Raw genomic sequence first — 10,533 nt, 5'->3', positions numbered from 1 at the left:
TGCCATGTTTTACGGCAGTGAGAGCAGAGATAGCGCTGATGTCCGGCAGTACTTTTACCGTTACGCACCACCCCGTCAGTAGCTGAACAGGAGGGACAGCTGATAGAAACAGAAGCCACTGGAGCACCTCAAAAACACCATCATACACTAAATCAGTAAGTTGGCAGCATCACCCAAAACCGGGAAAGAAATCCTTGATTTAAAGCAGTTCAGAATTATTACGGGCGAAAGCATGAAGAAAGCGCACATCAACGTAAATCATGCTGCTGGTATTTTTACCGTAAACGTAACGATGTCTTCGTCCAAAAAAACCTGCAATGTACCGTTGTGAGCCTGAACAACGGCTCGCGTGATGGAAAGGCCCAGGCCAGCACCGTCCGTGTTATGTTGCCGGGACGAGTCGCCCCGGTAAAAGCGATCAAAAAGCCTGTCCAGATTTTCCTGCGTGATGGCTTCCGTGCGGTTAGATATATGAACAAACGCCATCCCGATCTGCTGTTCTGCCCGGATCAGGATCGCCGCGCCGTCTGAAGAGTACTTTATGGCATTGGTTATCAGGTTGCTCAGCGCCCGGCGTAGCATCAGACGATCGCCCTTCATGCTGGCCTCCCCTTCAAGCGTCAGGGTTTTACCGTTTTCAGCGGCCAGCGGCTCGAAAAATTCGATTAGTTCTTCGAGTTCTGCCTTTGCGGAAAAAATCTCATTTTCCAGCGCCAGCAGCCCGTTTTCAGACTTCGCCAGAAACAGCATGTCGCTGCTCATTCTGGCAAGTCGGCCCAGCTCCTCCAGGTTTGAGAAAAGCACTTCCCGGTAGCTGGCAGCGTCACGCTCCCGGGACAGGGCAACCTGCGTCTGCATCATCAGGTTACTTACGGGAGTGCGCAGCTCATGGGCTATGTCAGATGAAAACTCTGACAGGCGCCTGAAAGAGCCCTCCAGTCTCTCCAGCATGCCGTTAAACTCGGCTACGGTAGGCATAAGCTCCGAAGGAAGGTGTCGGGCCGGCAGGCGCTCACTGAGATTATTAACGGTAATAGCCGAAGCCAGCCGGTTTATTTCATTCAGCGGCCGGAGTCCGATGCGGGTGGCAAGCCAGCCCAGCAAGACAGAAAGAAAAATCAGTCCCCCGTTAAGCCACATCAGCCACTCTTTCAGCTGGCCGATAAATTCATCATGAAAGCCAGTATCGTAGGCGGCTGTTATCAGCACGTCCCGGTGCCTGCCCGCGTTCTCTGCACCGATTTTTTTAATCATGACGTTATAGCGCCAGCCGTCTTCCTCCACCGTCTGCAGGGTGTTCAGCTTCAGAGCCTCACCGGCAAAGCGCTCAGCCGGAACCGGGAAGCCGGGAGAGAAATAGTCGGCGAGTATTTGATTATCAGCAGTCCTGATCGACAGATAAAGTCCGCTATGGCCCACCATGGCGTCGGCAAGCTTGCGGGCAAGCCCGACGGTATCAAGCTTTCCTGTACGGACTTCACTTTCCAGCAGTTCGGTAGCCAGCTCAAGCTTACCGGTCAGCAGCGTAAGGTCCTGGCTGCGAAAGTAACTGCCCAGCGCGGCAACCAGCAGAACGCTGGTAAGCAGCCAGACGGACATCATGACACCGGCAAAGACCAGGCTAAGTCTGGAAGTCAGAGACCCGTTACGCTTCATTCTTCACGTATCTCCAGCACGTAGCCAATGCCGCGCACGGTATGGATCAGCTTCGGGCTGAAGTCATCATCCACCTTGCTGCGCAGCCGCCGGACAGCCACATCAATCACGTTAGTGTCACTCTCAAAATTAATATTCCAGACCAGGGAGGAGATGAGATTTCTTGGCAGCACTTCACCGCGACGCTGCAGCAGCAGCTCAAGCAGAACAAACTCTTTTGTGGACAGATGAATTTTTTTGCCGGAACGGCTGACGCTCCGGCGGGATATGTCCATCACCAGGTCAGCTATTTCGTACATGCCGGATGCCAGAGAGCGGTTACGCCTGAGCTGGGTCCGGATACGGGCCAGAAGCTCGGCAAAATCGAACGGCTTGAGAAGATAGTCATCGGCTCCCAGGTCCAGGCCTTTGATTTTTTCGCTGACGTTATCCCTTGCGGTCAGAAACAGCACGGGCTCTTCGTGGCGGGCCATTCTCATCTGCCGCAGAATGTCCCAGCCGTCCAGGGAGGGCAGCATCACATCAAGAATAATCAGGTCGTAGCGCTGCTGAAGGATATGCTCCAGCCCCTGACGGCCGTCATTCACAAGGGTGACGTCATACCCTGCCTCCTGAAGACCCTGTTTCAGGTAAGTCCCGGTTTTAATTTCATCCTCGACGATCAGAAGAGTGGTCATGGTATAAGGGCCCTGCAGCTGAGTGTCGTTACGCCATACCGTTACCGGGCGACAGCGTGCCAAGCCAGGCTACGGTCGCCAGAATCAGGATAGACACGCTGAACTCTGTAATAATACTTTTGCGCATCAACGCAATACCCGTCTTATAGTGGCCCTGACCGAGCGCATTTTCCAGTGCGGGTGCAAGCCGGAAGCGGTTCGCGGCAGCCAGCAACAGCATAACGAAAAACAAGCCTGTCTTGATTAGCAGGAGCAGCCCGTAGTGGCTGCCCGGCAAAGATTTGACCGGGTCTTCCACAATGAAGAAAAAGTTAATGACGGCGGTGATGACAATACTCAGCACAATCACCGTGCCGGCCCGGGAAAAGCCCGTCAGGGCTTCCGCAAGCTGCCGGACGTGGCTGGCCGTCTGCGCCTTTTTGATGCATAACAGAATGGCAAAGGCCGTGAGCGCGCCCACCCATGCACCGGCTGCCGACAGGTGGATGATATCGCTCAGCAGATGCAGATAGTAGCTCATACCGTCGTTCATGGCCGCATGACCGCCCCATGCCAGGGTGGCCAGCGCTGTGCCTCCGGAAAGCGTGAGAACGTAACGCGACAGAACGGCATTGCGCAGCCGCAAGCCCAGTCCGACGAAGGCCAGGACGAGTGCGGCAAGCCGGATAACCCAGCTGAGGCCGACCGCAGTTTCACCGATAACCATCTCTATGATGTGGAGCGTGATTTCACCTGCGTCAGTCACGCCACTCATCGCCTGCGCGACCAGCAGCATATTCGCCAGCGACAGAACAATGCCGACGGATATCAGAATAAAAAAGAACGACCAGACACTGAATAATGACACCGATTTTTTAAGCGTTCCCTTCACGGCATACAGTTCAAATAAAGGCAGCCCAAACAGAACCATAAGGTCAAGGTAAAGGAAAAAGCGGATAACAATAAAAGTCTGATCGTTCATGGCATTATTTCACGCTAAAGCTGACGTTACCCGTGCGCGGGTGTGTATCAGAAGACACCGCACGCCACTCCACCTTGTATGTGCCAGGCACCAGAGGTTTGGCTGGCGTGATCACCATGGTTTTCGGATCGCCACCGGCGGCCACTTTTGCCGCAACCGCCATCGGGGCATGAGAGGACATGCCGGGCATAGCGGTCATGACGAGACGTGCACCAGAAAATTTTGTGACCAGATTCTCAGTAAAGTGCAGCTCCACTTTTGAAGGCGCTGCCACCTGCGCTTTATCAGCAGGGACAGAAGAAGCCAGTTCCGGATGCGCCTGCGCGCCAAAAGCAGCAACAGAGGCGGCAACAGCGATGACGTAGCCAGCATAATTACGTTTCATATTCATACCTGTCTTGTTTGTTAGAATTAACTGCATCAGAACCACACGCGGGCACCGAGAAGAAAGCGCACTTCGTTGTCCTTCTCTCCTTCACGGGTCGCCATATCGGCCGTGTTGCCATAAAGCTGGCTCCACGATACGCCCACATAAGGCGCAAATTCCCGCTTTACTTCGTAACGAAGGCGCAGGGAAAGCTCGGTACCGGACAGTCCTTTCCCGGTTTCACGCACCTCATCATCCTTACCGTAAAAATTGGCTTCAAAAGACGGCTGCAGGATGAGCCGGTTGGTCAGCAGCACGTCATACTCTGCTTCAAACCGGAGCGCGGTGCGTCCCTGCTCACCGGCAAACGCGGTGAGTTCAGTTTCGAGGTTATACAGCGGCATGCCCTGAAAGCCGGCGGCGGCCCATGTCTGGGGCCTGCCGGGCCTGAAGTCCTGCCGCGCACCCGCGACCACGTCCCACCAGGGCGAGACAGCGTGCCCCCAGAGGGCCTGCACCTCTGCCGACTCGGTTTTTCCGTCGCTGGTTTCCCCTTCGCTGCGCAGCCAGAGCCGATCAATATCCCCGCCAGCCCAGCCGCTGACGTCCCAGCTGAATCCCCCGGCCTCATTATTTTTCTGCCACTCAAGCTGATCGGCCAGCAGATACCAGTTCATGCTGCTGTCATGCACTTTATGACCATGCACGTCAGGAAACGCAGCCCGGCGGTCGGCGTCCGTCAGTACCGGAACAGGCGTTCTGCTTTCAGTCGGGGCAGCAGGCTGCATAGACTCCATGCCTTCCATCCCGGACATGGGTTCCATATTGCCCATAGCGGAGTGGTCCATGCCCGACATTGCACTCATGTCATGCGCCTGCATGTTGTGCGCCGCTTCAGCCCGGGCATCAGGGACGGCCGTAAGTGCGCTGCCGGCAATCGCTGCGAAAACCAGCAGCCCGGCCGCCGGGCTGCAAAAGTTATGTTTCATATCACCACGATCAGAAGCTGACATCAGAAGTACCTCACTCATTAACCCGGACCTCACGGAACATGCCTGTTTCCATATGAAAAAGCAGGTGACAGTGGTAAGCCCATCGGCCCAGCGCATCGGCCGTCACACGATAGCTGCGGCGCGTGCCGGGCGGCATATCTATGGTGTGTTTACGCACCAGGAAATTCCCTTCTTCATCCTCAAGGTCGCTCCACATTCCGTGCAAATGAATGGGATGTGTCATCATGGTATCGTTGACCAGGACAATGCGGACGCGCTCGCCATAGCGGAGCGTGACCGGCTCTGCATCGGAAAACTTAATACCATTGAAAGACCAGGCAAATTTTTCCATATGGCCGGTAAGATGCAGTTCTATGGTGCGTGAGGGTTCGCGTCCGTCCGGATCGTCAAAAGTACTTTTCAGGTCAGCGTAGGTCAGAACCCTGCGGCCGTTATTCCTCAGCCCGATACCCGGATCGCTGAGCTTCGACGTGGGCATCATGGCCTGCATGTCAACCAGTGGGTTGTTCGTTTCTGATGCCGGATGCTTCTGCATATCACCCATGCCGGCCATGCTGCCGTGGTCCATGCCGGCCATGCTGCCGTGGTCCATGCCGGCCATGCTGCCGTGGTCCATGCCGGCCATGCTGCTGTGATCCATGCCAGCCATACTGCCTGCCGGGGCGCTTTCCACAGCTGAACCATCCATGCTCTGCATGCTACCGCCGCCCATACCCTGCATCTGCCCGTGATCTGTATCTCCCATGCTGCCGTGATCCATTCCCCCCATTCCCATATCATCCATGGTGAGCCAGGGACGAGGATCGGTGGAAGGAACCGGGGCAGTCATGCCTTCACGAACGGCAAGCGTGCCCCGTGCATAGCCGCTTCTGTCCATGGACTGGGCAAAGATGGTGCAGGCATCCTGGACGGGCTCTACAATGACATCGTAGGTTTCAGCTACGGCAATACGAAACTCATCCACACTGACGGGGGTGACGTACTGGCCGTCAGCAGCCACCACGGTCATCTTCACGCCAGGAATGCGTACATCGAAGTAGGTCATGGCAGAGCCATTGATAAAGCGGAGGCGGATTTTTTCGCCTTTACGGAACAGCCCCGTCCAGTTTTTACCCGGGCCCTGACCGTTCATGAGATAGGTGTAAGTCGCACCGCTGACGTCTGCAAGGTCAGTCGGGTTCATCTTCATTTCCGCCCACATCTTCCGGTCAGCCAGGGTATTTCCCAGCCCCTTATCCCGGGCATCACGGAAAAAGTCACCAGCAGCAGGCTTGGCAAAGTTGTAGTAGTCGGACTGCTTTTTCAGTTTTGAAAGAATGGCAGAGGCATTTTCATCTGACCAGTCGGTCAGCATTACCACGTGTTCCCGATCATACTTAAATGGCTCAGGCTCAGCGGGATCAATGATAATCGGGCCGTAAACGCCCTCCTGCTCCTGCAGGCCGGAATGGCTGTGATACCAGTAGGTGCCATTCTGCCTTACGCGAAATGAATAGACGTAAGTATCATCGGGTTCAATACCGTGAAAGCTGAGGCCGGGAACGCCATCCATGTTGGCTGGCAGAATGATGCCATGCCAGTGAATGGAGGTTGTTTCTTTCAGACGGTTTTTAACCCGTAACGTGACAGTATCGCCTTCTTTCCAGCGCAGCAGAGGCCCCGGCAGGCCGCTGTTGATGGTTTTGGCATAACGGATGTTGCCGGTGATATTAAGTGGCGTTTCGGCGATAAACAGGTCGAAATCATTACCGGTAAGCGTGCGGGGCTGTACCAGACTTACCGCCGAGAAAGCATTGAACGTCTTCATACCAAGACCGCCAGCAACGCTGGCCGCTGCGATCCCTTTGATAAAATTGCGTCGTGAACTTTTAAGCTGCATGACTGTGCTCCGGCAAAATGCAGATTATCCCGGGAGAAAATCTCTCCACACCAGATGCATCACTAATGCAATCCGGTCAGGAACTTTATTTTTGTTACCGGCAAGCTATCACAACAGGAATCCCGACTTGATTACATTTATGTCATGTTGGAACCTGATGTTTTTGAATTACATTTTTGTCATTTTCGTTCACGGTGTTTTTTTTCGGATACGATGAAAATCACTGAGGCCGGTAAAGTTCCTGTCCGGAATTAACGGCTATTTTTATCCTTTAAACGTAAGGAATTACGAATGAAAAAGATTATGCTTGCCGCCGCTGCGGTCCTTCTGTCCGTTTCAGCCGCTCAGGCTCAGCCAGCCCCCATGGACATGTCCTGCTGCATGAACAAGAAAGCCCCGGCGGCCTCCATGAATGAACATGAGCTGGCGATTCAGGCACATCAGAGCATGAATAACAGCAGTTCTGCCGCACATCAGAACATTATTGAAACGCACCGCAAGATGATGCAGGAAGATAAATAAACGCAGATGACAGCCCGTAGCCTTAGCTGAAAAAACCTGGGCATAAATCATCCGGATTTTGTCATGGTTACTGTTGTTACGGAATGTGTTGTGCGTTAACCCTCATTACACTGAGTTATCTGAACAACTTTGTTTAGGCTGTAATCAGCCAGCCCGTCTGACTGTGACGGGCTTTTTTTAACCCTGTTTTATCCCACTCCTGCTACCGTCTGTATAAAACGCTTTTGCAGCAATCAACATTTTGTTCCATGCTTACCACTTCTTTGCATTTAACGATTACGGGAAGAAATTATGTCTGAACAATACCGCAACTGCATTGAGGCCTGTTATATCTGCGCTGCAACCTGTGACTACTGCGCAACGTCCTGCCTGAAAGAAGAAAATATTGAGATGATGCGCGAATGCATCCGGGCGGACATGCAGTGCGCCAGCATCTGCCGCCTGGCAGCTGAGCTGATGACAATGGACAGTGAATTCGCTGCTCAGATTTGTAAGGTTTGCGCAGAAGCATGCCAGAAATGCGGTGATGAGTGCGCGAAACATGAGCACGAGCACTGTAAGAAATGTGCTGAAGCCTGTTACCGCTGTGCTGAAGAATGCCGGAAAATGGCAGCGTGACAGCAAATGGAAGCTGTCCAGTCGCAGCTTCCGGAAAGTACCGCCTGTCTCATTCCAGCCGGTGATTTTTGATACATACACCCGGCGTCAGGGTGGTAAAAATCACCGTTCTTATCCGGACTGCCCGCTATACAGCCAGAAGGGAAATGCCGCGTCCCTGTTCAGGCTTTTTTAAACTGACATCCCCCTGTATTAAATATCGTAAAAACCCGGGCGTGTTTTTGCAGCCGGTCGGTACATATGCCCTCTGCCTTATCCACAAAAACGGGGGATAAGTCCTGTATAATTAATGTACAAATTTGTAGTGTACATCCTCTCAGAAAGATTTAAGTCTCGTGTTGAATTTCTATTCCACATAAATCACTCTATGAGCACGCGTGTGATGTCCTGTATCGAGGAGATGGTGCCGCGTCTGGAGGTTTATTCCGTAGATGAGGGGTTCTGTGACTGCCGCGGCATGGAAATGGCCATGCCCTTTGAGGATTTCGGCCGCATGATCCGCAACCATGTAAAAACCTGTACCGGGCTGACTGTCGGGGTCGGTCTGGGGCCGACGAAGACGCTGGCGAAGTCAGCGCAATGGGCCGGGAAGGAATGGCCGCAGTTTGGCGGGGTGCTCGCCCTTACACCGGGTAATCCAAAGCGGACCGAAAAGCTGCTGTCACGTCAACCCGTGGGTGAACTTTGGGGTGTGGGCTCCCGACTTGAAAAGCGACTGCAGCTGCTCGGCGTCACAACAGCGCTCGATCTGGCGCGCGCCTCCCCTTCCCTCATCCGAAAAACCTTTGGCGTAGTGCTGGAGCGTACGGTGCGTGAGCTTAACGGTGAGTCCTGCATCCCGATGGAAGACGCGCTGCCACCAAAGCAGCAGATAGTGGTCAGCCGCAGCTTTGGCGAACGTATTACGGAGTATGACGCAATGCGTCAGTCCGTCTGCGCCTACGCCGAGCGCGTGGCGGAAAAGCTTCGTGAGGATCGCCAGTTCTGCCATCACGTTTCCGTTTTTATCCGCACATCTCCTTTCGATACTGGTCAGCCCGGGTACGGCAATACGGCCTTTGTGAAGCTGCGCGTCGGCACACAGGACACACGCAATATCATCGAGGCGGCCGTGAAGTCTCTTGATGCGATCTGGCGCCCGGGCTTCCGCTATGCGAAAGCTGGCATCATGCTGAACGAGCTGCGGCCGGACGGCATGGCACAGCTTAATTTGTTCGACGATGAGGTGCCGCGTGCAGGCAGCGAGGCGCTGATGAGCTTAATAGACAAAATGAACCAGTCGGGGCGTTACAATATTGGATTTGCGGGGAAAGGTATCGACCCTGACTGGAAAATGAAGCGTGAGATGTTGAGTAAGGCGTGGACAACCAACTGGAAAGAACTGCCTGTCGCTAAAGTATGCTGACCTGCATTTTTTTCAGGTTAATTACACTTAGCTACACCATCAGAACGCACTAAATCTATTGAGTTTTTACTCTTTTACTCAATTAAGTAAAAACTCAATTAAAAGTTAGCTTGTCAGCATTAAGCGCTATTACTTTTAAATCTATATGAGTATTTACTCATAAACTCAAATACTGAATGCTCTTTTAGGCTGCTCAGGGCATCATTGAACTTTTCGCTCGTGAACGCTGATTATCCCTTTTGTTAAAGCCATGTGAGTAAAAACACATTTACTCTTTTGAGTGAATATGACTCAGGCCTTTGCATAACCCTATACTCACTTACTCATTTACTCAATGTATTTATATACACTCAAAATAAGTTCTAGGGTAATCGAGCCCGTCCTTATTACTTACTCATAACAGAATTTGTGCCTAAAGGTTTAGACCTTTATGGAAGACGAAGCGGGATTGATTTAACGAGGCATGGATAAACCAGAAAGGAATGTGTGTCGCTAAAAGGCTGATCGGAATTTTCACAGGTCAAGGAATGAGAAACACTATTGAAAGTTATTTGCACTTTGAGCTTTCACTCAAATGAGTAAAAACTCAAATACGAAATGGTTAGTCAACTATGAGCCTATATCACTCATAAACTCATATGAGCTTTACTTCATAACCTCAAAATTGGGTAATGACTCCAACTTATTGATAGTGTTTTATGTTCAGATAATGTCCGATGACCTTGTCATGCAGCTCCACCGATTTTGAGAACGACAGTGACTTCCGTCCCAGCCTTGCCAGATGTTGTCTCAGATTCAGGTTATGTCGCTCAATGCGCTGAGTGTAACGCTTGCTGATAACGTGCAGCTTTCCCTTCAGGCGTGATTCGTACAGCGGCCAGCCATCCGTCATCCATACCACGACCTCAAAGGCCGACAGCAGGCTCAGAAGACGCTCCAGTGTGGCCAGAGTGCGTTCACCGAAGACGTGCGCCACAACCGTCCTCCGTATCCTGTCATACGCGTAAAACAGCCAGCGCTGACGTGATTTAGCACCGACGTAGCCCCACTGTTCGTCCATTTCAGCGCAGACAATCACATCACTGCCCGGTTGTATGCGCGAGGTTACCGACTGCGGCCTGAGTTTTTTAAGTGACGTAAAACCGTGTTGAGGCCAATGCCCATAATGCGTGCACTGGCGCGACATCCGACGCCATTCATGGCCATATCAATGATTTTCTGGTGCGTACCGGGCTGAGAGGCGGTGTAAGTGAACTGTAGTTGCCATGTTTTACGGCAATGAGAGCAGAGGTAGCGCTGATGTCCGGCAGTGCTTTTGCCGTTACGCACCACGCCTTCAGTAGCGGAGCAGGAAGGACATCTGATGGAAATGGAAGCCACGCAAGCACCTTAAAATTACCATCATACACTAAATCAGTAAGTTGGCAGCATTACC

10 protein-coding genes and 1 pseudogene are annotated in these 10,533 nt (G+C 52.6%); 3 read left to right on the top strand and 8 right to left on the bottom strand.

Annotation, left to right across the window (positions count from 1 at the left end; translation table 11 throughout):
* The 7 genes from JS46_RS23720 to JS46_RS22110 form a co-directional block, all read right to left on the bottom strand.
* Positions 1–119, bottom strand: a 119-nt coding sequence (locus JS46_RS23720) for an IS1 family transposase (RefSeq protein ID WP_001624700.1), incomplete at its 3' end; no start/stop codon positions are given.
* 139 nt (positions 120–258) lie between these two features.
* On the bottom strand, positions 259–1,656 hold the full coding sequence (locus JS46_RS22135) for a heavy metal sensor histidine kinase (RefSeq protein ID WP_033755889.1): 1,398 nt from the start codon (positions 1,654–1,656) through the stop codon (positions 259–261).
* The gene (locus JS46_RS22130; RefSeq protein ID WP_007708057.1) at positions 1,653–2,333 is read right to left on the bottom strand and encodes a heavy metal response regulator transcription factor; all 681 of its coding nucleotides are present in this window, start codon (positions 2,331–2,333) and stop codon (positions 1,653–1,655) included. Before JS46_RS22130 ends, JS46_RS22135 begins: the two co-directional genes overlap by 4 nt.
* Positions 2,334–2,361: 28 nt before the next feature.
* On the bottom strand, positions 2,362–3,294 hold the full coding sequence (gene copD / locus JS46_RS22125; RefSeq protein WP_033755886.1) for a copper homeostasis membrane protein CopD: 933 nt from the start codon (positions 3,292–3,294) through the stop codon (positions 2,362–2,364).
* A gap of 4 nt (positions 3,295–3,298) precedes the next feature.
* Complete coding sequence (gene copC, locus JS46_RS22120) at positions 3,299–3,679, bottom strand: copper homeostasis periplasmic binding protein CopC (RefSeq protein ID WP_101826986.1); 381 nt, start codon at positions 3,677–3,679, stop codon at positions 3,299–3,301.
* Positions 3,680–3,714: 35 nt separating this feature from the next.
* The gene (locus JS46_RS22115; protein WP_033755893.1) at positions 3,715–4,650 is read right to left on the bottom strand and encodes a copper resistance protein B; all 936 of its coding nucleotides are present in this window, start codon (positions 4,648–4,650) and stop codon (positions 3,715–3,717) included.
* 34 nt (positions 4,651–4,684) lie between these two features.
* Positions 4,685–6,553 (bottom strand): copper resistance system multicopper oxidase, encoded by a 1,869-nt coding sequence (locus tag JS46_RS22110; RefSeq protein ID WP_033755882.1) that lies wholly within the window; start codon positions 6,551–6,553, stop codon positions 4,685–4,687.
* A gap of 291 nt (positions 6,554–6,844) precedes the next feature.
* Between JS46_RS22110 and JS46_RS24850 the strand changes: the two genes are divergently transcribed.
* From JS46_RS24850 to umuC, 3 genes and pseudogenes are all read left to right on the top strand, one after another.
* Positions 6,845–7,075, top strand: a complete 231-nt coding sequence (locus tag JS46_RS24850; RefSeq protein ID WP_033755880.1) for a hypothetical protein — start codon at positions 6,845–6,847, stop codon at positions 7,073–7,075.
* A 291-nt stretch (positions 7,076–7,366) separates the two neighbouring features.
* Entirely contained in the window at positions 7,367–7,693 is a 327-nt protein-coding gene (locus tag JS46_RS22100; protein ID WP_033755879.1) for a four-helix bundle copper-binding protein, read from the top strand.
* 349 nt (positions 7,694–8,042) lie between these two features.
* Positions 8,043–9,098, top strand: a pseudogene (gene umuC / locus JS46_RS22095) (translesion error-prone DNA polymerase V subunit UmuC); the annotation flags it as partial.
* A 682-nt stretch (positions 9,099–9,780) separates the two neighbouring features.
* Here umuC and JS46_RS22090 read toward each other — a convergent pair.
* A protein-coding gene (locus tag JS46_RS22090) for an IS1 family transposase (RefSeq protein WP_225321516.1) occupies positions 9,781–10,478 on the bottom strand; the annotation gives its coding sequence in 2 pieces (ribosomal slippage) (positions 9,781–10,229 and positions 10,229–10,478; 699 coding nt in all).
* Between the last annotated feature and the right edge of the window lie 55 nt (positions 10,479–10,533).

Source organism: Pantoea sp. NGS-ED-1003, assembly GCF_000738765.1.
Classification (GTDB): Bacteria; Pseudomonadota; Gammaproteobacteria; order Enterobacterales; family Enterobacteriaceae; genus Pantoea; species Pantoea septica.
The sequence above is the reverse complement of the archived record's forward strand: the minus strand, read 5'-3'. Positions and strand labels throughout refer to the sequence as shown.